Source organism: Kitasatospora sp. NPDC058162 (assembly GCF_042884005.1).
Lineage (GTDB): Bacteria > Actinomycetota > Actinomycetes > Streptomycetales > Streptomycetaceae > Kitasatospora.
The window spans coordinates 106,427-132,492 of the sequence record NZ_JBHVUS010000001.1 but is presented as its reverse complement, the minus strand read 5'-3'; the positions used below and the strand labels follow the sequence as shown (position 1 = coordinate 132,492).

Below are 26,066 nucleotides of genomic sequence, written 5' to 3'. Positions count from 1 at the left end.
CGGGTCAACCGGCGTCGGCGCGGCGCGCGACACCCAGCCGCAGCAGGGTCCGTACGAGGTCGAGGGCGGCGGCCTCGCCGGCGAGCGGCGCGATGTCGTGGGCGCACCACCGCTCCCCGCCGTCGGCGGACCACAGGTCTTCGATGTGGTCGGCGACGGCTCCGCGCAACGTGAGGGTGGTGCTGCCCAGGTGGAGGCGGAGCCGGCCGGCGTCAGCGCGCTCGACACCGGCGACCGCCTCGGGGACCAGGACGACGGGTGTGGTCGGGCCGGTGGGGTCCGCGGTCGCGGAGACCGTCGGTGTGCCGGGCGGCTCCAGGAAGTTCTTGCGGACGTCGCGCACCAGGGAGTCGGCCAGGCCCGCCGCGTCGACCAGGGGCAGGGCCTCGGCGAGTTCCTTGGCCACCTCGGCGAGGACGGCGGCCAGTTCGCCGGGGCTTCGCGTGATGCCCCAGGGCAGTTCCCGGCGGAAGCCGGCGAACTCCGGGCGCCGCTCGTCCAGTCGCTCGGCCAGCTTCCCGGCCAGCCAGTAGCGGGTGAGCACGGGGACGAAGCCGACGGCGACGTGCACGGAGGGTTCCCCGGTCGCGATCCCACTGTGCAGCCAGCCCCGCGGGATCCACAGCACGTCGCCCGGGCGCAGCGTGGTCTCCAGGGCGGGCGGCCGCTGCGCCAGGCGGGCGGATACGGCCTCGTCGGGCCTGTTGCGGCGCAGCGTCTCGTGCGGCAGCGGGTCGGGGGCCGTCGCCTCGTGCACCCGCCACGTCTTGCTGCCCGAGGTCTGGATGAGCAGGTTGCCGCCCTCGTCGTGGTGGTAGGGGAAACCGGGCTGGTCGGCCGGGGTGATGAAGCCGGTGGCGGAGGCGGGCAGGCCCACCTCGTGGCCGAGCCGGCGGCAGAAGTCACCGACCGGTTCCCAGAAGCGGTGCAGCACGTCGAGGACGATCGTGGAGCCGTCACGCAGCAGCGTGCCGACGGCGCCGGGCCGGACCGTGTCGGCGAACGGCCGCTCGATGGGACGCTCCCCCCAGACGTACTCGGCCGGATCCACGCCCCTGCCGTCGCGCACGGCGCGGAAGGCGGCGGCCGGGACGCCAGTGCGCAGCATCCGGTCGATACCGGCGTGGTCCAGCAGCCGGCGCAGGGGTTCCGGCGGCATCGACCAGACCTGGGGGCGCGTCGGCGGGTTCGCCGCGAAGTCCTCGGGCGACGGGACGATCTGTGACAGGGCGGTGAACCGCACGGCATCCTCCTCGGGGTCGGTGGCCTGGGCCGGCAGCGGTTCCCCGGGCGCCGGGCGGCGGACCCCGCCGGGGCAGGCGGCCCGCTCCACAGCCCACACGCACCGGCACGATTCGACAACTGTCCCGGGGCACATCCTGTGGTGAAGTTCTCGGGTCCGGCGCGGACCGAGAAGTCACCGAAATCCCTGGGGCTGCGCCTTGCCGGGACACCGGTGCCTCTGGTCGACTCGGCGAGGTTCCCCCAGTCGCAGTTCGCAGTTCTTCGCAGTTCACCGGACAGGACGTCGCAGGACCGGATACGGAAGGGCAGGGCCCGGCGCGCTCATGAACGACGACCTGGTCGCCAACCCGCAGGTGACCCTGGAGGTGTTCCTCTCCGTTCGCAGACGCGGGCGGCCGGTGGAGCGCGTCAGGTTGACGGCCCCCGCCGAACTGGCCCTGCTGCCGGCGCTGTTGGCCGGGCAGCAGGCGACGCCGCAGGAGAAGCGCCAGGCGGCGGTGCGCCTGGGCCTGCTGTTGCCGCCGGACGAGGCCCCGGCCCGACTGGAGGAACTGCGGCTGCGCTGCGATGTCGACGAGGAGCTGCTCGTCCTGCTGCCGCCGCGGGCCGCCGGCCTTCCGGTGCCGGACGCCGCCGAGTTGCGGGTCAACCCCGGTCTCCACGTCCAGTACGGTCCGGAGCTGCCGCAGGCCGTCGCCGCGGACGCACCCGAAGGCCACGCGGTCGTCTCGGGCCCGCGGGACTTCGCCGCCGAACGGCCCGTCGTCTGGGTGCGCGACGCCCGTTCGGGCACCGTGGTGCCCTGGTGGTGCGACGGTACCTGGGGCCCGGACCTGCGGCGGGTCGCCCTGGAGGGCGCGCCCCCCGCGGCGCTCTCCCGGGAGGCGCTGCGGGCCCTGTGGCTGGCGGGCGTGCTCGTGCCCCGCACCCCGCTGGGGCCGCCGGCGGCCCCGGCGGAGGAGAGCGGGGACGGGGTACTGGTCCTGCGCGGGGTGTTCCCTCCGCTGTTCGTGGCGGCGCTGCGGCGGCACTTCCGGCGGATGCGCCGGGAGGGCTGCTTCAGTACGGACCGCCAGCAGGTCCGCGACGGCCTGCGGGACGGCATGTACTGCGACGCCGTCACCCTGTTCGTGCAGCGGCAGCTCGCGCGGGCCGTCACCGCGTGGGCCGACGAGCCGGTGCGGCCCTCGTACACCTGGGCGGTCACCTACCAGCCCGGGGCCGCCCTCGCGCCCCACCGGGACCGCCCGCAGTGCCGGTGGAACGTCTCGCTGTGCGTGGACGACGACCTGGCTGGCGCGGACCCGTGGCCGTTCCGCATCCGGACTGCCGACCGCCTGCACGAGGTCGCGCTCGGCACGGGCGACGCCGTCGTCTACAGCGGCACCGACGACGAGCACTGGCGCGACCCGCTGCCCGTCGGCCGTCACGTCACGATGTGCCTGCTGCACTACGTCGCCCCGGACTTCACCGGCCCACTGAACTGACCCCCGACCGCAGAACAGGAAGCCGACGTGCGCCAGGTAGCACCGGAAAGTCTCACGTCCCTCGGCCCCTCGTCGTTCGAGCACGGCACCGCGAGGACGGAGGCGGGGCATGTGAGGGACTTCGCCGAAACGTGGGAGTGGCTCGCGCCCCTGCTGCCCCGGGTTCCCGTCACGCGGGTGTACGACCTGGCGCCCATCGACTTCATCGGCGTTCCGGTGTGGTCGGCCGTCACACCCTTGGCCAAGGACCTGGCCGTGAGCATGGGCAAGGGCGCCACGGCCCTCGCGGCGAAACTGAGCGCCGTCATGGAGGCGATCGAGCGGGTGTCGGCCGAGGCCCTGCCGCCCGACCGGGTCGTCCGCGGGTCCTACCAGGACCTGGCCGCTTCCGGAGCGGTGGACCCGACGGCGTTCAACCTTCCGTCCGACACGTCCTACCGGCCCGATGCGGTGTACTCGTGGACGGGAGCGTACGACCTGATCGGGAGGGACCACAGGCTGGTGCCGACCGACCTCGTCCTGAACCCGGCGAGCGAGGGAGTCACCGCCCGGATCGAGACGAACGGGCTGGCGTCGGGGAACTCCTATGCGGAATCCGTGCTCCACGCGCTGTACGAACTCATCGAGCGGGACGCCGTGTCCGAGGAGGACTTCTACACCGCCCACCACGACCCGGGGTTCTCTCCGCCCCGCCCGCTGAGGATCGTGGATCCGGCGACCGTGCCACCGGGAACCGCGCGGGACTTCATCGAGAAGTTGGGCGATCAGCGGCTGGTCGTGCGCATTCAGGAGATACCGAGCGCCATCGGTGTGCCGGTGTTCGGCGTGGTTCTCATCGACGACGACTTCTTCGGCTCCGCGGGCGAGTCGGTGACCTTCGGGGGGTACGGCGCCGACCTCGACCCCCGGCGCGCACTGGTCCGTGCCATCACTGAAGCCTGCCAAGCGCACAGTGGTGTCGCCGGCGGCGCTCGTGACGTGTTCGAGAGCATCCACTCGAAGCGGAGGCCCGCCGAGCAGAAGAGGCGGTCGGAGCTCTACTACGGCTCTCCGACCCTGGCGTTCCCCCGGGAGAGGAGCGGCTGCGACGACGTCCTGCAGGGCATCGAGGAGGTCGTCGGCCGGCTGCGCGCCGCGGGAACGGAGCACTGTCTGGTGACGGAAGTGACGCGCCCGGACCTCGGCGTTCCCGTCGTCCGCGTTCTCGTGCCGGGTCTTGCCTGCTCCTACGGTGAGACCTCGCGAACCCCGACTCTCCGCATGCTCGGATCGGTGGTCTGAGTGAGGAAAACGACTGTCTTCACCGGTCCTTCCCTGGCACCCGGCCAGGCCAGGGAGCTCCTGCCCGCCGCCGAGATCCTGCCGCCCGCGAAGCGCGGAGACGTGTACCGGGCCAGGGAAGGAGGCAGTACCCGCATCCTCGTCATCGACGGCACCTTCGCGCATGAACTCCCCGTTTCGACGCGTGAGGTCGTGGACGTCGCCCAGGACGGTGCGCAGATCTTCGGCGCGTCCAGCATGGGGGCCATCCGGGCGGCGGAATGCCGGCCGGCAGGCGTGCGGGGGGTGGGTGCGGTCTACCGGATGTACCGGATGGGGCTGCTGGATTCGGACGACCCGGTGGCGGTCGCGACCGATCCCGACCGGGACTATGCGGCGGTCAGCGTCGCCCTGGTCAACATCCGCGCGGCCGTTCGGAGGCTGCGCGGACTCCGCCTGGTCACGTCGTCCCAGCAGGACGCGCTGATCCACGCCGCGACGGCGTTGTACTACCCCGACAGAACGTGGCGAATGATCCTCAGGAAAGCAGGAGTGGGAGATCCGGACGGGGCGATACGAGAAGCCTGTGCGGCCGTCGACATCAAGCGGGCCGATGCGCTGAGCGCTGTTCGCCTGCTGGCCGTTACGCCTGACCAGGGCGAATTCGACGGCGTGGCCCGGAGGCTCGACCGGGGGCCGCGGTACTTCTCCCACGATCCGCTGCTCGGCTACGACCGGCCACGGCTCGACACCGAGCTGCCCCGTTTCCTGGCCGGTAGCGGGCGGTATCGGAAGTACCTGCGGTGGCTGGTGGCCGACGAACCGGAATTCGACGGCATCGCCGCGAAGGACTGCCCGAGGTCGCCGCGGAACCCGCTGGCCGAGAAAGCCCTCGCCCGCGTCTTTCGGGACCGGCGGGAGATTCACCGTCGCCTCATGGAGAAGGTCGCCTCATTCGGGCAGTTCGAGACCGAGGTGATGCTGTGGCACGCGGTCCTTCGTCTGGAGGCTCACAAGCTCGGCCACGGCGCCGAGGTGACCCCTGATCACGAACAGCAGGTCCGGGGGAGTGTCGCGCGACTCCACGGGTACCGGACGTGGGAGTCGCTCGCAGCGGACCTGCGGGACGGGAACCTCCCCAGTGGCATCCCCTTCGAGTGGGTCGAAGAAGCCTGTGTCCGTCTGATCCGTGCGAGGGCGTGACTCGCACCGGCGGGAGCCCGGGCCGGGCTCCCGCCGTCATTCCTCGGAGTCGGGGCCGGAGTCAGCGCCGGAGTCAGCGCCGGGGTCGGAACCGGGGGCAGGGTCGGCCGCGGCGATGGCGGTGAGGCGGCCGCGTGCGCCGGGGTTCTGGAGTCCGGTGGCGGTGCGCTGGGCCTGCGCGACCAGCTCCCGCGGCGAGAGGCGTTCCCACAGCAGGCGAAGCAGTTCGGCCATGGTCTCCTCGGTCCGCGGCCGGGTGGCGAACCCGGGCGGCATCGAGCGGCGGAAGGCGACATCCTGCTCGAACACCCTGCGGATCCCGTCCTGGATGGCGGTGGACCACAGCACCGGCTCGACGGCGATGGTGAGGTGCAGGGAGGTGACGTCCTCGGTGGCCGCCGCGTGGATGGTGCCGCGCGGCAGGTAGAGCAGATCGCCGGCCCGCAGGAGGAGGTGCCGGTCGTACCGGGCGGCCCCCGGGCTGCTCTCCCGGAACATCCGGCCTTCGAAGGGCAGCGGGGTGCGCACCCCGTAGAGGCGCCAGCGTTTGGCGCCGTGGATCTGCGCGACCAGGACGTCGTGCCCGTCGTGGTGCGGAACGAAGCCCTGGGCGTTGCCGCCGGGCGTGAGGTAGGCGTTGGCCCAGACCTTGGCGCCGGCCCACTGGCCGAGGGCCCGGGTGAGCGGCTGCAGGGGCTCCCAGCGGGAGTCGACGTGCTGCACCTGGAGGGTGGCGCCCGCCTCGAAGGCGTCGTAGACGGTGCCCAGGCGGGTACCCGGCTCGACGGGATCCTTGCGTCCGGCGTGGACCACCCGGAGCTGGTGGAAGTCGGGGCCGGACAGCGCGAGCAGCCTGTCGAAGTCGTCGAGAGTGAGCAGCTCCCGGTAGTGGCCGGGCTGTTCGCGCGCCACGTGCAGGGGCTGCTGCTCGCGGAAGTCGCGTTCGAACTCCTCGACGGTGACCGGCGCGAGCAGCCGTGCCAGGTCGAACTCCGGCAGGGGCATGGCTGCTTACTCCTTCTCCTCGGCGTTCGGGGCGCGGTCGGTGAACGGTTGGAGGTCCACCTTGCGCCGGTGTTCCGGGAACCGCTCGCCGTGGTGGTCCTCGCCGCGCAGGTAGTGGCGCTGGAACTGCTGCTGGTGCGCCCGGGTGCCCGGGATGAGGCGTTCCTCGCTGAACCGGTCCCGGCTGGCGCTGAAGGCGCGGTAGCCCTCTTCCTCGGGCGATCCGGCCAGTGGAGCGGTCTCGGGCCGGAAACGGGTGAGCTCGTCGCGCCGTTGCGGCACCAAGGCGCACACCGGCTCCCCGGCGCGGAACTCGATCGGGTGGTGCGGCCGGGTGACCTGCCAGTTCATGGTGAAGAACGCGCTGGTCCAGTCGGTCTCGATGAGTCCCGACAGGGCCGTGATCCCGTCCTTGGGCAGATTCGCCGGGCCGCGCACGAGCAGGTTCCAGCCCGGCGGGGTGCGGAAGAGGTAGGGCAGGTGGAAGGTGAGCACGCCGTGCCCGAAGTTGCTGAACGCCGCCCGTCGGGCGTTCTCGTCGGCGTAGCGCACCCGCAGGGCGGGGGCGTGCCGGTTGCCCTCCCATTCGACGGTGAACGTGCTGTTGTTGAGGATCCACCACTCCGACTGGTTGGCCGCCATCAGCGGCAGGCAGCGGCGGGCGAAGCCCTCGTCGGTCGCCGCGATCCACTCGCGGTGGACGGGGGCGGGCACCAGGGGCAGGTCGGGGCCGCCGTCGACGGTGTAGGCGGTCAGCGGCAGGGGACCGGCCCCGCCGTCGGCGGGTGCGGTGGAGCGGGGAGCCCGGCCGGGGGTGCGCGGTGGCGTGGTCATCGTTCCTGTCCCATGGCGGTTTCGGGTCCGCCGGGGGTGGCGGCCCGGTGGCCCCAGTCGGCGGAGTTGACGGGTTCCCAGCCGTCCGCGTCCGGCACGCCCGAGGGGGCCGGGGCGTCGTGGGGGCGGGTTCCGAGCAGGAACTCGCCGAGCACGACCTCGCGCGTGCCGTCCAGCCCGAGGGCCGCGGTGACGGCGTCCGGATCAGCGACGCCACGCAGCGCGCAGGGTGCCAGTCCCATGGCGGTGGCCACCAGGTACATCGTCTGGTGCAGGACGCCGAGGTGCTGGAGGGTCAGGGCGTAGGCGATCGCACCGTAGTTCCACGACAGGCGCTGGACGCGTGAGGTGACGGTGACCAGCAGGTCGGGGGTGGCCCGGTGCCACGTGCTGATGCGACGGGTCATCATCTCGCCGACCCGCTCGCAGCGTTCCACCGGGACGAGCGCGTGATCGAGCGGATCGTAGTGGTAGGTACCGGCGGGCAGTCCGTCGCAGCGGCTGACGGTGACGTACAACTCCAGTTCGTGGATGCCGTCGGTACCGGGGTAGGGCCGGGAGGTGCGTTCGAACAGCGGGCGGGTGTCCCACGCGTAGTACGGTCCGGGGCGATCGCCGAGGCGGCTGCGGACGCGGGCCGTGCGGTAGAGGAACTCGCCCAGCGCACGGGTGGTGACGGGCTCGTCCCCGTAGTGCTTCCAGGAACGGCGGGACTCCAGCACGACGGTCAGCGGGGGGTCGTCGCGCAGCAGGTCGGCCAGCCGGGGCCGGGGCAGCGGGACGCGGGCGGCACCGGGCGGGTGCGGGCGTACCGCGGGCTGGGGCGGCAGGACGTTGAGGAAGCGCGGCAGGGTGTCGCGCGAGGGGGTGCTGCGGGCGGCGAAGAGCAGGTCGTGGAAGTCCCACTGACGTAGTGCCGGGTCGTCGTCCTCGCCGCCGCGGCCCGGGGTCTCGGCGAGGTCGAGACCGATGAGCAGTCCGGTGAGCCGGGCCATGACCTCAGTGGTCAGACCGGGGTCGCCGGGCCCGGCAACCGACAGCAGGTCCTCGGCGGTGCGGGGTTCGGCCAGCTGCAGGACCGCGGCGCGGGCAGTGTCGTCGGTGAGGCGCAGGCGAGCCGGTGAACGGGGGGATTCCAGGACGACGGCGCCGCCGTCGGCGCGCAGCAGGGCGAACCGGGAGAGCCGGATCGGGGTGTCGGCCGCCGCGGGGGGCGGCAGGGTCAGCGACAGCGCCCGCAGGGGTTCGACGCGGAGCAGGGTGCGGCCGCCGGAGGCGCGCAGGTCGCGCACCAGCAGGTGGCTGAGGCGTTCGAGTACCCGAATGAGGGCGGCGTGGTGGGTCGCCCGGCCCGGCGCCGGTGGCGCCGCCGGGTCGCCCGGCAGCGGCAGGGGGTCGCGGGCGAGGCCGCGCAGGGTGTCGCGGAGCTCGGGCGGCAGGCCGCGCAGCACGTAGGACCGCGGTGCGCGGTGAACGACGAGCCGGTCGTCGTCGAGGTGGAGGCGCACGTCGGCGGCGAAGGAGACCTGCTGCTCCCCGCTGCCGGCGCCCGGCTCGTTCTGCACTGCTCGGTCCCTTCGTCGTGCCGCCCCGGGGCTTCCACTCGGCATCGTGCGGAGGTCCGCCGGGCGGGGTCAAGGACCGGGGGAACTGTCTTCGGTCCGCTCCTCGGTGGCTTCGGTCTCCGGGGAGGTCAGGTGGCACCGGGCAGGACGTGCCGCAGCTGGTGACGGCTCTCGATCCCCAACTTGCGGTAGGTGTTGGTCAGATGGATCTCGACGGTCCGCAGCTGTACGAACAGGGACTTGGAGATCTCCCGGTTCGTGTGGCCGGTGGCCGCGAGCGTGGCGACCCTGCGTTCGGTGGCGGTCAGGCCGTCGACGCCCTTCCGGCGCGAGCGGGGCATCCGGCCCCCGGCCGCGGTGAGTTCGGCGGCGGCGTGCTCCAGCACGCCGGTGGTGCCGATGTCCTGGGCGAGTTGGACGGCCTCGCGCAGGGCGGTGCGGGCGGCGCCGGTGCGTCCGGTCCGGTGCAGCAGCGCGCCCTGGTCGGTGAGGGCCCGGGCCAGGTCGTGCGGCGCTCCGTGGGCCCGCAGCAGTTCCACCGCCTCGGCCATGACGTCCGGCGCCGCACCGCCGGCCGTCCAGGCCGCGACGGACAGCGCGAGGCCGAGGACCGCGGGGGCGTGCTGGGTGCGCGCCCACTGTGCTTGTTCGAGGGCGAGTTCGCGGGCCTGCCCGTCCCGGCCGACCGACAGGAGGGCGCGGGCAGCCGAGGAGCGCCAGGGCAGCAGCGCATCGGCGATGCCGAACTCCCGCATGCGCCGGCCGCATTCCAGGAGGTCCCGGGCACCGTCCTCGGTGTAGCCGAGCGCGGCCTTCAGCTCGCCGCGCGCGAAGAGGTGGGTGGCGCCGGCGAGTCCGCCGGGCAGGGCTTCCGGGACGCCGGCGCGTTCGAGTTCCGTGGCGGCCTCCTCGTGACGTCCGGTCAGCGTCAGCAGGTGGACCAGGCGGGCCCGGACCAGGGTGGCGAGCGGTCCCGAGGGGGCGGCGGCGCAGGCGTGCAGCGTCGCGGCGGCGGCGCCGGCGTCCTCCAGGGCGGCGGCCGGTCCCTTGGTCGCCAGGAGCAGCAGGGAGCGCAGGGACCGGGTGAGGGCCTCCAGGGGCTGGTGCCGCCCTCGGCGGGTGCGGATGAGCGCGGCCTCCAGCAGTGTGCCGGCCGACTCCGGCTGCCCGGTGTGGATCATCACGTCGGCCGCCCACAGGTGGGCCATGACCTGGGCGGGAGTGGTGGGGAACTCGGACCGCGCGGCCTGCTGCGCGTCCGCCGACGCGGTGGCGTTCCCCGCCTGCCGGTGCAGCCTCGTCAGGGCGGCCAGCGCCTGGGCGAACGCGCCGCCGCTGCCCGTGTTCCCGCCGGCCGTCGGGGAGCCGGGCAGCGGCGGGAGCGGTCCCCGCACCCCGCAGTGGGACAGCCGCAGGGCGAGGGCCGGGTCGGCGTCGCGCAGGTGTGGGCCGACGAGGACGAGGGCGATCCGTTCGGCCTGGTCGGGCGGTGCGCCCAGCAGCACCAGGTCGAGCAGGCCGGGGGTCCGGCACACGGCGCGGCCGGCGTCGGGTGAGAGCCGGATCGCCTGGTCGAGGCTGGTGGCGGCCTCGGCCAGGTCGGTGCGGGTGGCGGCCTCGGCCAGTTCCAGCAGGAGCGCGGAACGGGGCTCGGGGGCGAGCGGCTCGGCCAGACCACGACGCAGGTAGCAGCACGCGGTGCCGGGGTCCCCGGCGGCCAGGCGGTCGGCGGCACCGGCCCGCAGGGCGTCCAGGACCCAGGGTTCTCCGCTGGGCAGGGCGTGCGCGAGGTGCCGGGCGACGGCGTCGGGCGCGGCGCCGCTCTGGTGCAGGAGGCGGGCGGTTCTGCCGTGCAGCGCCTCGGCCTCGCTGGGGGCCAGGGCCGCCCTGACGGCCGTGGTCAGCATCGGGTGGCGCATGGTCACACCGGACGGGCCGGCGGCCAGCACACCGAGGCGCACCAGCCGCTCGACCACCTGGGTGACGACCGGCCGACCGAGTCCGGTCAGCTCGGCGATCCGGGCCGGCGTGGCGGGGGACGCGAGGACGACGACGGCGCGGACGACGTCAAGCGCGTAGGGGGACAGCCGGCGCAGTCGGCCGCCCACGGACCGGGCCACGGAGTCGACCACGAGGTCGGGCAGAGCGGCGGCGGCCCGGGCGTCGCAGCCGTGCCCGAGCTGTGCCAGGCGGGCGGCCAGCGCGGTGACCAGAAGGGGGTTGCCGCGGGTGGCGGCCAGGCACGCGTCGGTGAACTCCTCGTCGGGGCCGGCCCCGAGGTGGTGTTCGAGGACCGCGGCCACCGAGGGCCGCCCGAGCTCGCGCAGCGACACCTCCCGTGTCTGGGTGAGCGTCAGCTCGGCCAACAGGTCGGTGCCGTGCGCCTCGGCGCCGGGGCAGAAGCTGAGGACGACGGTCACCGGAACGTCCCTGCAGCGTTCGGCCAGGCCCACCAGCCACCGCAGGGAATCCTCGTCGGCCCAGTGCACGTCGTCGACGGCCACCAGCAGCGGTCCAGCGGCCTCCGGCATGGCCAACCGGCCGAGGACGTCGTACAGACCGCGCAGCGCGGCGGTGCGGAGGGCGTCCTCAGCGGGCACGCCGACCAGCATCGCCGCGGCCTGCCGCGCGATCGGGAGCCAGCGGCGCTGGTCGCCCGCCTGGCAGGCGGACCGCGCGAGCCGGCGCAGGAGTTCCAGCGGCGCGTCGCGGTCGGCGTAGCTGCACCGGGCGTGCAGGGCGGTGAACCCGCGCTGCCGGGCCGCCGCGGCGGCGTCGTCGAGCAGGGCCGTGCGTCCGGTGCCGGCCGGCCCCGTGATCAGGAGGGATCCGCCGGTGCCGCGGGCGCCCTGCACGAGGGCCTGGTCGAGGGCGGCCCGAGCGCGGTCGTATTCGCGCAGGTGCGGAACGGTGGGAGCCGTGGGCGCCGCGGCCGGTGGGTCACTCGCGGCGCGGGAGGCCAGGGAACCGAGGGGTAACACCGCAACTTCCTCCCCAGGAGTGTCTTCGTGCCCGTGTCGCTCGCGTCCGCGCCCGGCGCGGGCTTGTTCGTTCGCCCTGCCGGGCTGCCGTCTTCCGACGTCCTCCTTGCACAGTTGAGTACGTGACAGGAGGTGGGGCGCGTTCACCCGGACGGTCGAGAGGCAGCTGTGGCATTCCTCACAGACGCAGGGCGGTGCCACCGGAGATGCCCGGTACGGCGCCGTCCCTCACGACGGATCATGCCATCCGTGGCTGACCGAGCCCTGCCCACGAATCACGCACCGGCTCGTCAGAAGAACACCCCGCACCGCAGCAGCACGTTCGCGTACGGCCGGGCTTCCCCGGTGCGCACCACCAAGCGCGCCCCCGTGCTCAGCTCCTTCAGCGTTTCGTGCGGCACGTAGGCCAGGTCGGCGAAGGAACCGGTCAGCAGCCCGGCCGCGGCGGGGTTCGCCTCCCGTACCTCCTGCGCCGCGAGCGCCCCCTCGATCACCAACTCGTCGAGGAGCCCGGCCAGTACGTCCTCGAACGACGGGATCCCCGCCCGGAACGCGAGGTCGACCACCCGGGGCCCGTCCGGAACCGGCATCCCCGCGTCGCACAGGAGCACCTGGTCACCGTGCCCCAATTCGGCGACGGCTCCGGCGAGATGGCGATTCAGGATCCCGCCCTTCTTCACAGCGCCTCGACCTCCTCGGCGGTGGGGAACGACTCCTGGGCTCCCCGCCGCGTCACGGCGACGGCGCCCACCCGAGCGGCGTACCCGGCGGCCTCCACGAGCGAGGCGCCCGCGCCCAACTTCCAGGCCAGTGCGGCCGTGAAGGAATCACCGGCACCGGTCGTGTCGACGGCGTCGACCTTCACCGGCGCGACCCGCACGACCTCCTCCTCGGCGGACGCGACCAACGCGCCCGCCGAACCGAGTGTCACCACGACCGATTTGGGCCCGCTCGCGAGCAACTCCCGTACCCATGCGGCGGGATCGTCGCCGACGGTCTCGCCGCCCAGGATCACCCGGGCCTCGTGCTCGTTGACGATCAGCGGGTCGCAGGCCGCCAGGACCTCGGCCGGCAGCGCCTGCGGCGGCGAGGGGTTCAACACGAACCTCGTGCCGGGCGGCAGTTGCCGTACGGTCTCCACGACCGACTCCAACGGGATCTCCAACTGCGCCGAGACCACCCGCGAGGCGTGGAACAGGGGCCCGGCGGCCCGGACGTCCTCCGGCGTGAGCCGCCCGTTCGCGCCCGGCGACACCACGATGCTGTTGTCCCCCGCCGGGTCGACGGTGATCAGCGCGACGCCGGTCGGGGCCCCGCCCACCAGGACGCCCTCCGTGTCGACCCCCGCGTTCCGCTGCGACTCCAGCAGCAGCCGCCCGTTGGCATCGTCCCCGACCCGCGCGAGCAGCGCCGTGCGCGCCCCGAGCCGCGCGGCGGCGACAGCCTGGTTGGCCCCCTTGCCGCCGGGATGGACGGCGAGGTCCGACCCGAGCACCGTCTCCCCGGCTGCGGGCCTGCGCTCGACACCGATCACGAGATCGACGTTGGCCGAACCGACGACCAACACGTCGTAGTCGTACATGAAACTCCCCAATCAGGAAATCCGGAACGGGGCAGCCGGGGCCCGCTTCCGCGGGCACCCCGGCCACCCCTTTCCCCGTCTCAGCCGCTGAATCCGGCCACGTTCTCCTTCGTGACCACCTTCACCGGCACCTTGATGGTCTGCTCGACCTTCTCACCCCTGATCGCCTTGACCGCGTTGTCCACGGCGATCTTCCCGAGCTGCGACGGCTGCTGGGCCACGGAGGCGTACAGCGTCCCCTGCTCGACCGCCTTGAGCCCGTCGGGAGTTCCGTCGAAGCCGACGACCTGCACGGATCCGCCGGCCTTGGACCCGAGCGCCTTCGCCGCGCCGAGCGCCATCTCGTCGTTCGCGGCGATGACACCCTGGACGTCCGGGTGCGCCTGGAGCAGGTTCGACATGACGTCGAGGCCCTTCGTCCGGTCGAAGTCGGCCGGCTGCTGCGCGACGACCTCGATCCCGGGGTACGCCTCCAGTCCCTTGGCGAAGCCCTCGGCCCGCTCGCGCGCGGCGGAGGTGCCGGCCAGCCCCTGGAGGATCACGATCTTCCCGCTGCCACCGAGCTTCTCGGCGAGGGCCTTCGCGGCCTGCGCACCGCCGGTGACGTTGTCGGAGGCGACCAAGGCGTTCACCTCGGCCTTGTTGACGCCTCGGTCGACGGAGATGACCGGGATCTTCGCCGCGCCGGCGGCCTGCACGGAGTTGCTCGCCGCGTCGGAGTCCACCGGATTGACGACGATCGCCCCGAGCCTCGAACTGGTGAAGTTCTGCAGCTGGTTGGCCTGCTGCGAGGCGTCGTTCTGCGCGTCGGTGACCGTCAGGTCCACGCCCAGGCTCGTCGCCTCGGCCTGCGCACCCGCCCGGATCTGCACGAAGAACGGGTTGTTGAGCGTGGAGAGCGAGAGACCGATCTTCTGGGTGCCGGACTTCGGGTCGCCGTGCAGGAACGACGTCGCACCCACGATCGCCACCGCCACGACGGCCGCGAGCCCGTAGGTGGCGACCTGCCTGCCCCGTCCGCCGCCGGGCGCCCCGAACGCGGTGGGAGCGGCCCCGGCCTTGCGCCGCACCGTGTCGAGCAGCACCGCCAGGGCGATGACGACACCGATGACGACCTGCTGCCAGAACGCGGAGACGTTCAGCAGGTTCAGCCCGTTGCGCAGCACCGCGAGGATGAGCGCGCCGATCAGCGTCCCCGACGCCTTGCCCGTACCACCTGAGAGGGAGGCGCCGCCGATGACGACGGAGGCGATGGCGTCCAGCTCGTACCCGGTGGCGGCCTGCGGCTGCGCGGAGGAGAGCCGGGAGGCCAGGACGACACCGGCGACCGCGGCGAACACTCCGGACAGCGCGTAGATCGCGAGCTTCTGCCTGGGCACCCGCAGACCCGAGAGCCGGGCCGCCTCCTCGTTGCCGCCGATGGCGTACATGGAGCGGCCGAGGTACGTACGGCCGAGGACGAACGCCGCGATGAGTCCCATGGCCACCATGACGAGCACCGGCACCGGCAGCCACCCGCCGAGCGTGTCGCCCAGGTGGGAGATCGAGCCCGGGAACGCGATCGGCGAGCCGTCCGAGATCACCAGTGCCAGACCACGCCCCACCGACAGCATCGCGAGCGTCGCGATGAACGGCGGCAGTTTGCCGTACGAGACCAGGAAACCGTTCACCAGGCCGGCGGCCACACCCGTCGCCAGCGCCAGCAGCACCGCGAGGACCACCGGCACTCCGTGCGCCGTGGCGCTCCACCCCAGCACGGTCGCCGACAGCGCGGCCACCGAACCGACCGACAGGTCGATGCCCGCCGAGACGATCACGAAGGTGACACCGAAGGCGAGGACGGCGGTCACGGCAGCCTGGACACCGACGTTGAGCAGGTTGTCGGTGGTGAGGAAGTCGCCCGACAACGCCGACATGGCGATGACGAGGACGATCAGCGCGGTCAGTGCGCCGTTGTCGAGCAGCAGGCGGCGCAAGGCCGCGGCGCCACCGGCGCCCGTACCGCTCCTGAGCGTTTCAGCGGCCACGGGGGGCCTCCAGTTCGGTAGTGGGGTTGCTCACGGCCAGCGACATGACCGCGTCCTGCGTGGCCTCGTCGGCGGACAACTCGCCCGCGATCCGGCCCTGGGCCATCACCAGCACCCGGTCGCTCATCCCGAGCACCTCGGGCAGATCGCTGGAGATCATGAGTACGGCGGCCCCGGCCGCCGTCAGTTCGTTGATGAGCTGGTAGATCTCGACCTTGGCGCCGACGTCGATGCCGCGGGTGGGCTCGTCGAGGATCAGCACCTTGGTGTCGGCCAGGAGCCACTTGCCGATGACGACCTTCTGCTGGTTGCCGCCGGACAGCGTGCGCACCTGCTGACCGAGCCCGGCCATCCGTACGCCGAGTTGCCCGGCGATCCGGGCGGCGGCGACGTGCTGGGCCTTGAGGTCGACGATTCCGGCTCGGGTGGCGGACCTGAGGGTGACGAGTCCGAGGTTCTCCTCGACCGACTGGTCGAGCACCAGCCCCTGGCCCTTGCGGTCCTCCGGTACCAGCCCGAGGCCCGCGGTCATGGCGGCGCCGATGTCGTGCCGCTTCAAGGGGGCCCCGGCGACGCGGACCGAACCGCGGTCGTACGGGTCGGCGCCGAAGACCGCCCGGACCACCTCGGTACGACCCGCCCCGACCAGCCCCGCGACGCCGACGACCTCGCCGGCCCGCACCTCGAAGCTGACGTCGTGGAAGACACCGTCCCGGGACAGCCCCTCCACGGACAGCAGAGCGGTGCCCGGGACAGCGCGCTCGCGCGGGTACTGCTGCTCGATGGACCGGCCCACCATCAGCCGGACGAGTTCCTCCTCCGGCGTGGAGGCAGGCACCTGTCCGACCGACTTGCCGTCCCGGATGACCGTGACCCGGTCCCCGAGGGCGGCGATCTCCTCCAGGTGGTGGGTGATGAAGACGATCCCGACGCCGTCCTCGCGCAGCTTGCGCACGATCACGAACAGCTTCTCGACCTCCTCGGAGGTCAGCACGGCGGTCGGCTCGTCCATGATCAGAACCCGCGCGTCCAGGCTCAGCGCCTTCGCGATCTCGACCATCTGCAGGCGCGCGATGCCTAGTTCGCGCACCCGCGCGCGGGGCGACACGCTGACGCCGACGCGCTCCAGGAGCTCCGAAGCGTCCGCCTCCATCCTCTTCCGGTCGATCATCCCGAACCGGCGCGGCTGGCGCCCCAGGAAGATGTTCTCGGCGACCGTCAGGTCGGGGACGAGGTTGAACTCCTGGTAGATGGTGGCGATCCCGAGTCGCTCGGAGTCCTGCGCACCATGGATGCGGACCTCCTCGCCACCGACCAGGACGCGGCCCTCGTCGGGTGCGTGGGCGCCGGAGAGCGTCTTGATCAGGGTGCTCTTCCCCGCGCCGTTCTCACCGAGCAGCACATGGACCTCGCCCCGCCGCAGGTCGAAGTCGACGCGGTCCAGCGCGACCACCCCGGGGAAGGTCTTCCGAATGCCCTCGATGCGCAGCAACTCGTCCGGGTCGCTCACGACTGGCTCCTGTTCGTCACGGGGGTCTCTGTCACGGGGGCCTCTGTCACGGGGGTTTCGGTCACCGGGGTCTCGCCGCACGAGCGGCGAACGACGAGACGGGCGGGGAGCGTCACGGATCGCGGCGTCCGCCCCTCGATGCGGTCCACGAGCGCGCGCACGGCGGCCCGGCCCAGCTCGCCCGTGGGTTGGGCGATCGCGGTGATCGGCGGATCCGTGTGCACGAACCAGCGGATGTCGTCGAACGCGGCGAGCGCGATGTCGTCCGGCACGCGCAGACCACGGGCGCGGACGGCGTCCAGGGCCCCCAGTGCCATCAGGTTGTCCGCCGCGAACACGACCTGCGGGGGCTCGGCGAGGTCGAGGAACCGCTCGGTCGCCCGTCGGCCGCTGGCGGCCTGGAAGTCACCCTGGCCGATGTACCGGTCCGGCAGGTCGAGGCCGCACTCCGCCAGCGCCTCGCGGAACGCCTCCACACGCTCCTGCCCGGTCGTGGTGGCCGCCGGCCCGGCGATGATCGCCAGCCGCCGGTGCCCCAGCCGGTGCAGGTGCACGACGAGGTCCCGTACGGCACCCCGCCCGTCCGCCCGCACCACCGGCACGTCGACGCCGGGGATCCACCGGTCCACGAACACCATCGGTGTCCCGGCCCGGGCGGCGTCCAGCATGAGCGGCGACCCGCCGTCGGTGGGCGAGACCAGCAGTCCGTCGATACGGCGGTCCAGCAGCGTCCGTACGTGGTGGTCCTGCAGTTCCGGCCGCTCGTCGGCGTTCCCGATGATCACGCTGTACCCCAGCGCCCGCGCCTCTTCCTCCACGGACCGTGCGAGCTCGGTGAAGTACGGATTCAGCACGTCGCTGATCACGAGGCCGAGGGTGCGGGTCTGATCGGTACGCAGCGACCGCGCCACGGCGTTGGGCCGGTAGCCGAGCGACGCGACGGCGGCCAGCACCCGCGCCCGCGCGTCCTCGCTGACCGAAGGGTGTTCATTCAGGACACGCGAGACAGTGGCGACGGACACGCCTGCCTCGGCGGCGACGTCCTTGATGCTCGGCACAGCCGCCCCACCTCCTCGTGGAATCGATTACATCGACGTGTTCCCACGATTGGAATCGATTACATGCCCGCAGGGCAAGCCTTGAGCGGATGGCTGAAACCTGATCGTGATGAACGCCGCGCCGATGCCCCCGCCGTTCCGCCGAGAGTGTTGACGCGCTGTATGTGAGCGTTAACACTCTTGTAGCAGGCGGACGCCGCACCGGGCCCCCGGGGCGAAGCCGTGGCGCTGAGCTGTCGTGCCTTGGTCCGGCGCGGTGGGGCCGGACGGGCAAGGTGCGCGCGCGGAGCTTTCGTTGCGGAGCATGCTTCGGCGGGCCGTTTCTGACGTAGTGTCAGCCACGGCCCGCCGGTGCTTCTTCAGCCCTGCTCGCCCTCCCGCGGGGGCCTCAGGAGTGGACGTCGCCGAGGCAGAGGATGTAGCCGTCGCCGGTGCGGGTGGTCTGCTCCCAGAAGGCGGCGGTGGTGGCCGGCCACGGGTCGCAGGACGTCGAGGCGTCCGAGGGCTCGGTGCGGTGGTCCAGCTTGCCGAGCACGCGGTAGGAGGCCTTCGAGTCCGTGCAGTCGACGACCTTGAAGTCCTGGGTCCCCTCCTTGGTGCCGCCGGTCTGCTGGACGCAGTCGCCCGGGGCGGCGGTCGATGCCGCACCGGTCATGTGCTTCCAGAGGAAGGTGCCGCCGGCGAGGAGGCCGAGGGCGATCAGGGTGACCACGACCCGCTTCAGCATGCTGCCGCCCGCGCCGAGCACCCAGCCGACGATGCCCTGCTTGGCGCGCGGGGGAGGGGTCCAAGCCGGCGGCTGCTCGTGGTCGAGCTGCTGCTGCGACTGCCCCTGCGGCGAGCTGCCGGGGGGATGCGTCATTGACGTGCCTTTCGAGTGACAGGGAGCGTGGGCAGGTGGATCCGCGCAGGGCGAGGTCGGCCGAACGGCCCCAAGCGGTCTGCGGGGTTCCTGCTCAGTGGGGAGGTCGGACCAGCGGAGTGCGGGAGCCGTCCCTCGGGCGTATCGGTTTCGGGCGAAGTGCGGAGTGGACCTCGCCTCGACGCCACACCGAAAGGTACCCGGACGGCGTGCGCGGGGGCATCGGTAGAACTACGTAACCCGGATACCGGAGCGTGCGCCGGCGGGTCAGCGGGCCAGCAGGTCGCGCAGTGCCGTGGCGATGAACGCCGCGGCCGCCGGGTCGGAGCCGCCGCCGGCGAGATGGCCCCAGACGCCGGGGATGATGCGGAGCTCGGCGTCCGGAACGTGCCGGAGGTTCCACTCCTCGTCCTCCGGGGGGAAGTAGAGGTCCTTCCGTGAGGGCAGCGCCAGCACCTTCGCCCTGATCGCGGCGAGTGCGGCCACGGTGTCGCCGTCGAAGCCGGGAGTGCGGCCGACGTCGGCGTGCTGCCAGGTCCAGATCATGGCGAGCAGGTTGTTGGCGTCCCAGTCGGCGAAGGTCGGTTCCCAGACTCCGGTCAGGAAGTCGTCGAGCGTGGCGAACCCCAGCTGCTCGTACACCCGGTCCCAGTAGAAGGCCTGGGACAGCCCCCAGCCCGCGTACACCCGGGCGAATGCGCGGAGCCCGGCCCTCGGCGGATCCGGGTAGTCGCCGTCGGCGAAGGCGGAGTCGGCGGTGAGTGCGGCCCGGATCCCCTCCAGGAACACCTGGTTGTGCGGGCTGGTGTGGGAGGAGCCGCAGATCGGTGCGATCCGTTCGACCATCTCGGGGTGGCTGACCGCCCACTGGTAGGCCTGCCCGGCGCCCATCGACACACCGGTGACCAGGGCGATCCGCTCGATGCCGAACTGCTCGGTGACCAGCCGGTGTTGGGCTGCCACATTGTCCACCATGGTGACCTGCGGGAAGCGGGCGCGGTCGTGGGGCGGCTCGGTGTTGCTCGGTGAGCTGGACAGCCCGTTGCCGAACAGGTTCGGCACGATGACGAAGTAGCGCGAGGTGTCCAGTGCCCTTCCCTCGCCGATCAGCCACTCGTTGGCCTCGTGGGTGCCGGCGAACCAGGTCGGAAAGACGATGACGTTCGACTTGTCCGCGGCCAGCTCGCCGTAGGTCCGGTAGGCCAGGTGCGCACCGGCCAACGTGCCGCCGCGCTGAAGGGGAAAGTCGCCCAGGTGATGGAGCTGATGATCAGTCATGGGGGAGCGAAGGTGGGGCAGCGTCCGGATATTCCCGTGGGGCGGGGTCCCCGGCGCGGACGCGCTGCGCCAACTCCCCGTGGTGCGCTCCGTGGCGCTCGCCGCCGCGTATTGGGTAAGGGGTTCGGGCAACTTCTACCGATGCGGGCCGGACCGGGGCGGCGCGGCCCGCATCGGACGACGGCGGGGCCACGGTGCCCGTCAGGCCGGGGTGGTCTGACGGCGGGCGAGGGCGTCGGAGGCCTTGGCGGTGGCGTAGAGGGAGACCGCGAGGGTCAGGGCGAGGGCGGCGCCGGCCGCGAAGACGGTGCCGGAGGAGACGGCCTTGGCGTCCCCGGCCTCGGTGCGCGCCGATCCGGCGATGAACGGCATGACGCCCAGCACGGCGATGCCGAGGGCGACTTCGCCCCACACGACCTTGGGGAAGTGGCGCAGCGTGAGGTGGAGGAGGGAGGCGGTGTCGTCGGCGCGGCGGGCCCGGGTGATGCGGGGCATGAGCCAGAACTGGTTGAAGGCGCCGGCGGCGACGAGGCCGAGGACGAGGAGGACCTTGATGAGGAGGGCGAGGCCGTAGCCGGTGGTCCACAGCTGGGAGATCGCGCCGACGTGCTTCCAGCTGAGCCAGAAGCCGGAGACGGTGACGGCGGCCACGCAGACCAGGGCGACGAGGCTGAAGCGGCGCCACAGCTCGGCCCACAGCAGGCCGGCGCCCGCGCCGAGGCGACTGCGGGTGCCGGCGAGGGCGACGAGCAGGGCGAGGCCGCCGAGCCAGACGGTGCCGGAGACGATGTGGGCCTGGTCGAAGACCGGGTTCAGCCACCCGTCGAGGTCGGCGGGGGCGGTGGCCGGGACGGAGGTGATCAGGGTGACGGCGAGGGAGAGCGGCAGTGCGGTGAGGGCGATCCGGTCCACGTGGCGCCGGGCGGCCGGCGCGAAGAGGGCGATCAGGGCGGCGGCGGTTGCGACCAGGACGGCGTTCTGGACGAGGTAGACCGTGCCCTGGGCGATCCAGGCGCCCTTGGCCGCGGGCGCCTGGAGGTAGTCCCGGATCCTGCCGGGGGCGAGCGCGTCGCCGAAGGGCATGCCCTGGCCGGCGCGGGCGACGCGGGCGGAGAGCTGGAAGTAGCCCGCGACCAGCAGGACCACTCCGGCCCAGGCGAGGTAGCCGGCGGACCGTCTCCGCAGGATCTCGGCGTCCCCGGCGCTCGTTTCCGGGGCGCGCAGGGCCGGGCGCACGGTGGCCGCGTAGGTGACGGTGGCTCCGACGGCCCCGCTGAGGCCGAGGAAGTAGCCGGTCTTGGTGAGGACCCGCCAGAGCTGGGGCATGGCGTATCCGGCCGTGTGCGCGGCCAACGAAGCGTAGTGCATAAGGTAAGGCTAACCTAAAGTCCATCCGGGGTCATGACCCCACCGGGAAACGCCGCACTGGTGCTGTGACGGCGACGGGTGCTCAGGTGCCGACCGCAGCGGATTCGGTGGTGGTGCCGGCCCGGGCGGTGAGGGCGCGGCCGTAGCGGCGCAGGAGCAGGACGGCGGTGGTGGCGAGGCCGACGAGCCAGTAGCCGATGAGGGTGATCCGGAAGCCGCTCCTGGTGTCGTCGAGGCCGCGCAGCAGGCCGACGCCGATGTTCTGGGCGCAGTCGAAGAGTTGGAGGACGGAGACGACGGCGAGGAGGCCGGTGGCGATGTGCAGGCCCTGCTGGTCGGCGGGCCTGCCGGGGTCGAAGTAGGGACGCAGGACGAGCTCGGGGAGGGTGAGGTAGGCGATGCCGACGAGCGTGGTGACGACGGCGCCGCAGGCGAGGGCGGTGTTCTTGATCCGGCGGGCGGCGGCGTGGTCGCCGAGGGCGAGTTCGCGGCTGACGTTGATGGAGGCGGCGTGGGAGAGGCCCACGGCGACCTGGAAGACGATGTAGATCAGCTGGTTGACGGCGGTGTGGGCGGCGAGCGCGGCGGCGCCGAAGCTGCCGGCGAGCAGGGCGGTGACGGAGAAGAAGCCGGCCTCGGAGCCGTAGGTGGCGGCGATCGGGGTGCCGAGGCCGAGCAGGCGGCGCACGGTGCCGGGGTCCGCGCGCCAGAAGTCCAGGGCCGGCAGGGGGGCGAGCCGGGAGTCGCGCCGGGCTGAGGCGTGCAGGGCGAGGAAGGAGAGCAGGTGGACGCTGCTGGTGGCGACGCCGATGCCGGTGAGGCCGAGTCGGGGCAGGCCCCAGCTGCCGTGGATGAAGGCCCAGTTGAGGGCCGCGTTGACGGCGACGGAGGCGATGGTGATCCGCAGCAGTGCCTGCGGGCGGCATCGTCCTCACCCCCGCCCCATCGGCGACGGCCCGGGCTGTTCGCGCCCCGGCCGACACGGCGGCCGAGCCCGTCGCGGAGGTGCGGGCGCTCGACGCGGCCGTGGGCACGGGCCGCGACCGTCAGCGCGTCCTCATCACCTCCGCCCTCGACGCCGACACGGTCGACGGCATCATGGACCTCCTGCGCGACCTACGGGACAGCCGCGGCCTCGCCGTCGTCCTCGTCAGCCACGACCTGCCCCTGGTGTCGGCCCACGCCGACACCGTCCTCACACTCGGGCCGTCCGACGCGGCCTCGTTCACGCACCACCGCCCCGCCCCGAGCCGGGTGGCGAACTGACCGCACTCGCCGCCCGCACGTCGGGTGGTCCGTCAGGGCGGGTTCCCGCGTGCATCAGGGTGAACGTCGTCCCGGGCCGGAGACGCCAGAGCTACTAGTCGGATTATCGGCAGCCATACTGCGCCCGTGCGATCACTGTGGGTAGCGTCTCATCTGCAGAGTGTCATCGGCTCACGGTTCCCCGCACACCTCACCGCCGCCGTCAGCGCGCCGCGTGATACCGGACCGCTCGACCGAAGGGAATCGTCATGAGGCGCTGTCCACCCACCAGCGGGCGCGAACGAAGACACCGCGGGCTCGCCGCAGTCCGCGGCCGCCTCACCGGCGCGGCGCTCACCCTTCTCCTCGCGTTCGCCACGGCCTCCGGATCCTTCTCCGCGCCCGCCCTGGCAGACGCCCCGAACCGGGCCGGACACCCGTCCGCCACCCCGGCCGCCGACAGCCTCAGCGGCCGCACGGGCCGTCAGCAGCCCGTGACCCTGGAGAAGACCGGCACCGACGTCGCCACCGGCAGCACGACCCACGCCGCCCAGGGCGACACCATCCGCTGGGTGGTCTCCGCGACCAACCCGGACGGCGCACCGGTCAGCACCACCGTCACCGACGCGATCCAGGGCGGCCCCGGCAGCACCCCGCAGACGCAGTCCTACGTGCCCGGCTCGCTCCAGGCACCCCCCGGCTTCACCAAGGAGTGGTCCACCGACGGCGGCGCGACCTTCTCCGGCACCGACGGGGGTACCGCCACCAACGTCGTCCAGGCCACCAACCCGAAGTTCGCCTCACCGGCGACCGGCCAGGTGGTCCAGATCCCGCCCCCGTTCACCCCGATCAACACGGCCACCGGCGGCGACGGCTTCACCCCCATCCAGTACACCGCCACCATCAACGGCGTTGCCACGCCCGAGATCTGGAACATCTACCACCACGGCTTCTCCAACACGGCCAGCGTGGTCTGCACCGACCTGCTCACCAACGGCCCCTGCCCGACCCCGAGCGGCGCCCCCGCCACCTGGCCCCAGGCGCTGAACTCCTCGGCGGCCGACACCACCACCGGCGACGTCGGCAGCACCCGCACCCCGACCTACGTACAGTCCGGCTCCCGGCTGTACTACGCCGCGATCAGCCGGGTCACCCAGGCACTGATCGGCGTCGGCTGCATCGACCTCCAGAACCAGTCCAGCTGCGGCGTCACCCCCCTCCAGAGCGGCAGCGGCCTGGTCATCGGCGGCCTGGTCGAGGCGCCGAACCACCTGGTCTACGCGGTCTCCGGCACCGGCGAGATCCTCTGCTACGACCCGTCGAACAACTCCTCCTGCGGCACCTTCACCATCGGCCTGCCCGCCAACGAGGGACAGATCGCCTTCAGCGGCGACTACGCCGGCATCATGCGGGTCATCAACGGCAAGATCTACGTCACCGACAACCAACTGACCCCGAACCCCACGGTGATGTCCTGCTTCGACCCGTCGACCAACGCCGCGTGCACCGGCTGGACCACCCCCAAGACCCTCGTCACCCCAGTCGGCTCCGCCGCCGCCCGAGGCGACAACGTCTTCGAGATGTACGACTCGGCAGGCACCGTCACCGGCGTCTGCACGGTGGTCGGCGGCGACGACCAGTCGGTCAACCCGCCCGTCGGCACCGTCGTCTGCTTCTCCCTGGCCGGCAGCCCCATCGCCGCGCCCCCCGGCCTCCAGACCCTGGTCAGCACCAACGTGGCCCCCGGCGAGGCCAACTACCAGGTGCCGCTGACCATCACCGCCCCCAACGGGCACCTGGAGACCGAGTTCCCGTTCTGGATCTACCGCAGCAACAGCCCGACCTCCAACAGCTCCGAGTTCTGCTACGACTGGACGACCCAGGGCGCCTGCAGCCAGTACGGCACCAACGGCGTCGTCAACGGCCCCTCCAACGTCAACAACGGAGACACCAGGCCGTACGGCTTCGCCTACGACGGCCAGTGCAAGTACAGCCTCGGCGACACCGGCTACCTGTTCTCGATCGACCCGATCACCGGCGCCTCACCCTGCCTCAAGACCAAGGCCCAGGGCACCATCAACCCCGCCGCGTACTACTGCGACGGGGCCACCGGGCACGTGAAGTCCTACGGCACGGTCAGCCTGCTCGGCCTCGACCCGTCGACCGTCAACTTCGCCCAGTCCTCGGTCACCGTGCTGACCGCCGACGGCACCACCATCGGCACCTTCCCGTTCAACCCCGGCACCGGAACGGCGGACATCTCATCCGTCCCGGCCGGCGACTCGCCGATCCAAGTGATCGCCAACCTCACCCTGATCAACGGATCGTCGTTCACCCCCGGCAACCACCCGCAGATGCAGGTGAGCTTCGTCGGCGACGCACCGCAGATCTGCTTCGAGACCAAGGTGTCGACCGACTGCTCCGTCACCTCCGTCACCAACCGGGCATCCGCCGTCACCAACGGCCAGACGCCCGTGGTCTCCAACCCCGTCACCTTCCAGGTGACCCCGGGCGCGGACTGCGCGCCGATGCTGGAGATCCTCAAGGAGGTCTGCACCTCGGCCAACGCCGGTGACTGCGGGGCCGGCGGCGCCGGTCCATGGGCGAAGACCACGACGGTGGCACCGGGTGGGACCGCCTACTGGCGGATCACGGTGACCAACACCGGGCCCGTCCCGATTGCCGGGATTACATTGGCGGATTCTGTGACCCCGTCGTGCGTCACGGCTGCGGGGACGTTTGACCTGGCGGTGGGTGCGTCGAAGCAGGTGTTCTGCAACCTGCCTGGCGTGACGCAGTCGACGACGAACACGGTGACGGCTTCGTTCCCGGGGCCTGACGGGAAGCCGATCACCACTCCGCCGTCGGAGGCGAGTGTCGATGTTCCGTCGCTGGCTGTGTTGAAGGAGGTCTGCACGTCGGCCAACGCCGGTGACTGCGGGGCCGGCGGTGCCGGTCCGTGGGCGAAGACCACCACGGTCGCTCCGGGCGGGACGGCTTACTGGCGGATCACGGTCACGAACAACGGGCCGGTCAATGTCACTGGCGTCACGTTGGCGGATTCTGTGACCCCGTCGTGCGTGACGGCTGCGGGGACGTTCGACCTGGCGGTGGGTGCGTCGAAGCAGGTGTTCTGCAACCTGCCGGGTGTGGCGCAGTCGACGACGAACACGGTGACGGCTTCGTTCCCGGGTCCTGACGGGAAGCCGATCACCACTCCGCCCTCGGAGGCGAGTGTCGATGTTCCGTCGCTGGCCGTGTTGAAGGAGGTCTGCACGTCGGCCAACGCCGGTGACTGTGGTGACGGCGGTGCCGGTCCGTGGGCGAAGACCACCACGGTCGCTCCGGGCGGGACCGCTTACTGGCGGATCACGGTGACCAACAACGGGCCGGTCAGCGTTACTGGCGTCACGTTGGCGGATTCTGTGACCCCGTCGTGCGTGACGGCTGCGGGGACGTTTGACCTGGCGGTGGGTGCGTCGAAGCAGGTGTTCTGCAACCTGCCCGGTGTGACGCAGTCGACGACGAACACCGTCACGGCTTCGTTCCCCGGTCC

General features: G+C 72.3%; 18 protein-coding genes and 1 pseudogene. 5 read left to right on the top strand and 14 right to left on the bottom strand.

Annotation, left to right across the window (positions count from 1 at the left end; genetic code table 11):
- Positions 1 to 4: 4 nt before the first annotated feature.
- A complete protein-coding gene (locus ACFVXG_RS00525) occupies positions 5 to 1,342 on the bottom strand; it encodes a JmjC domain-containing protein (RefSeq protein ID WP_387922875.1) in 1,338 nt (445 codons plus the stop codon).
- 226 nt (positions 1,343 to 1,568) lie between these two features.
- Here ACFVXG_RS00525 and ACFVXG_RS00520 point away from each other — a divergent pair, with 226 nt between their 5' ends.
- The 3 genes from ACFVXG_RS00520 to ACFVXG_RS00510 are packed head-to-tail and all read left to right on the top strand — an operon-like array spanning position 1,569 to position 5,195.
- Positions 1,569 to 2,732: a hypothetical protein gene (locus ACFVXG_RS00520; RefSeq protein ID WP_387922873.1), complete on the top strand. Its 1,164-nt coding sequence runs from the start codon at positions 1,569 to 1,571 to the stop codon at positions 2,730 to 2,732.
- A gap of 27 nt (positions 2,733 to 2,759) precedes the next feature.
- Positions 2,760 to 4,013, top strand: a complete 1,254-nt coding sequence (locus ACFVXG_RS00515) for a YcaO-like family protein (protein ID WP_387922871.1) — start codon at positions 2,760 to 2,762, stop codon at positions 4,011 to 4,013.
- Positions 4,014 to 5,195: a TfuA-like protein gene (locus ACFVXG_RS00510; RefSeq protein ID WP_387922869.1), complete on the top strand. Its 1,182-nt coding sequence runs from the start codon at positions 4,014 to 4,016 to the stop codon at positions 5,193 to 5,195.
- Positions 5,196 to 5,231: 36 nt separating this feature from the next.
- Here the strand turns inward: ACFVXG_RS00510 and ACFVXG_RS00505 are convergent, their stop codons facing one another.
- The 13 genes and pseudogenes from ACFVXG_RS00505 to ACFVXG_RS00445 form a co-directional block, all read right to left on the bottom strand.
- Positions 5,232 to 6,200, bottom strand: coding sequence for a JmjC domain-containing protein (locus ACFVXG_RS00505; protein WP_387922867.1), 969 nt, complete (start codon positions 6,198 to 6,200; stop codon positions 5,232 to 5,234).
- A gap of 6 nt (positions 6,201 to 6,206) precedes the next feature.
- Positions 6,207 to 7,034, bottom strand: coding sequence for a DUF6065 family protein (locus tag ACFVXG_RS00500; RefSeq protein WP_387922865.1), 828 nt, complete (start codon positions 7,032 to 7,034; stop codon positions 6,207 to 6,209).
- A complete protein-coding gene (locus ACFVXG_RS00495; protein ID WP_387922863.1) occupies positions 7,031 to 8,599 on the bottom strand; it encodes a SagB family peptide dehydrogenase in 1,569 nt (522 codons plus the stop codon). The genes ACFVXG_RS00500 and ACFVXG_RS00495 overlap by 4 nt, the downstream gene beginning before the upstream one ends.
- Positions 8,600 to 8,727: 128 nt before the next feature.
- Entirely contained in the window at positions 8,728 to 11,580 is a 2,853-nt protein-coding gene (locus tag ACFVXG_RS00490; protein ID WP_387922861.1) for an AAA family ATPase, read from the bottom strand.
- Positions 11,581 to 11,870: 290 nt separating this feature from the next.
- Positions 11,871 to 12,260 (bottom strand): D-ribose pyranase, encoded by a 390-nt coding sequence (rbsD, locus tag ACFVXG_RS00485; RefSeq protein WP_387922860.1) that lies wholly within the window; start codon positions 12,258 to 12,260, stop codon positions 11,871 to 11,873.
- On the bottom strand, positions 12,257 to 13,162 hold the full coding sequence (locus ACFVXG_RS00480; protein ID WP_387922858.1) for a ribokinase: 906 nt from the start codon (positions 13,160 to 13,162) through the stop codon (positions 12,257 to 12,259). The genes rbsD and ACFVXG_RS00480 overlap by 4 nt, the downstream gene beginning before the upstream one ends.
- A gap of 80 nt (positions 13,163 to 13,242) precedes the next feature.
- Entirely contained in the window at positions 13,243 to 15,189 is a 1,947-nt protein-coding gene (locus ACFVXG_RS00475) for a substrate-binding domain-containing protein (protein WP_387922856.1), read from the bottom strand.
- Positions 15,179 to 16,699 carry a sugar ABC transporter ATP-binding protein gene (locus ACFVXG_RS00470; protein ID WP_387922854.1) on the bottom strand — a complete coding sequence of 507 codons (1,521 nt, stop codon included), beginning with the start codon at positions 16,697 to 16,699 and terminating at the stop codon, positions 15,179 to 15,181. Before ACFVXG_RS00470 ends, ACFVXG_RS00475 begins: the two co-directional genes overlap by 11 nt.
- A complete protein-coding gene (locus ACFVXG_RS00465) occupies positions 16,696 to 17,757 on the bottom strand; it encodes a LacI family DNA-binding transcriptional regulator (RefSeq protein WP_387922852.1) in 1,062 nt (353 codons plus the stop codon). Before ACFVXG_RS00465 ends, ACFVXG_RS00470 begins: the two co-directional genes overlap by 4 nt.
- A 388-nt stretch (positions 17,758 to 18,145) precedes the next feature.
- Entirely contained in the window at positions 18,146 to 18,619 is a 474-nt protein-coding gene (locus tag ACFVXG_RS00460) for a hypothetical protein (RefSeq protein ID WP_387922850.1), read from the bottom strand.
- A gap of 267 nt (positions 18,620 to 18,886) precedes the next feature.
- Complete coding sequence (locus tag ACFVXG_RS00455) at positions 18,887 to 19,897, bottom strand: alpha/beta fold hydrolase (RefSeq protein ID WP_387922848.1); 1,011 nt, start codon at positions 19,895 to 19,897, stop codon at positions 18,887 to 18,889.
- A gap of 201 nt (positions 19,898 to 20,098) precedes the next feature.
- A complete protein-coding gene (locus ACFVXG_RS00450) occupies positions 20,099 to 21,265 on the bottom strand; it encodes a copper resistance D family protein (RefSeq protein ID WP_387922847.1) in 1,167 nt (388 codons plus the stop codon).
- A gap of 82 nt (positions 21,266 to 21,347) precedes the next feature.
- Positions 21,348 to 22,196, bottom strand: a pseudogene (locus tag ACFVXG_RS00445) (MATE family efflux transporter); the annotation flags it as partial.
- Here ACFVXG_RS00445 and ACFVXG_RS00440 point away from each other — a divergent pair.
- Positions 22,175 to 22,531: a hypothetical protein gene (locus tag ACFVXG_RS00440; RefSeq protein WP_387922846.1), complete on the top strand. Its 357-nt coding sequence runs from the start codon at positions 22,175 to 22,177 to the stop codon at positions 22,529 to 22,531. The pseudogene ACFVXG_RS00445 and the gene ACFVXG_RS00440 sit on opposite strands and share 22 nt — an antisense overlap.
- A gap of 473 nt (positions 22,532 to 23,004) precedes the next feature.
- Positions 23,005 to 26,066 (top strand): hypothetical protein (locus tag ACFVXG_RS00435; RefSeq protein WP_387922844.1); only part of this gene is annotated, 3,062 nt, incomplete at its 3' end.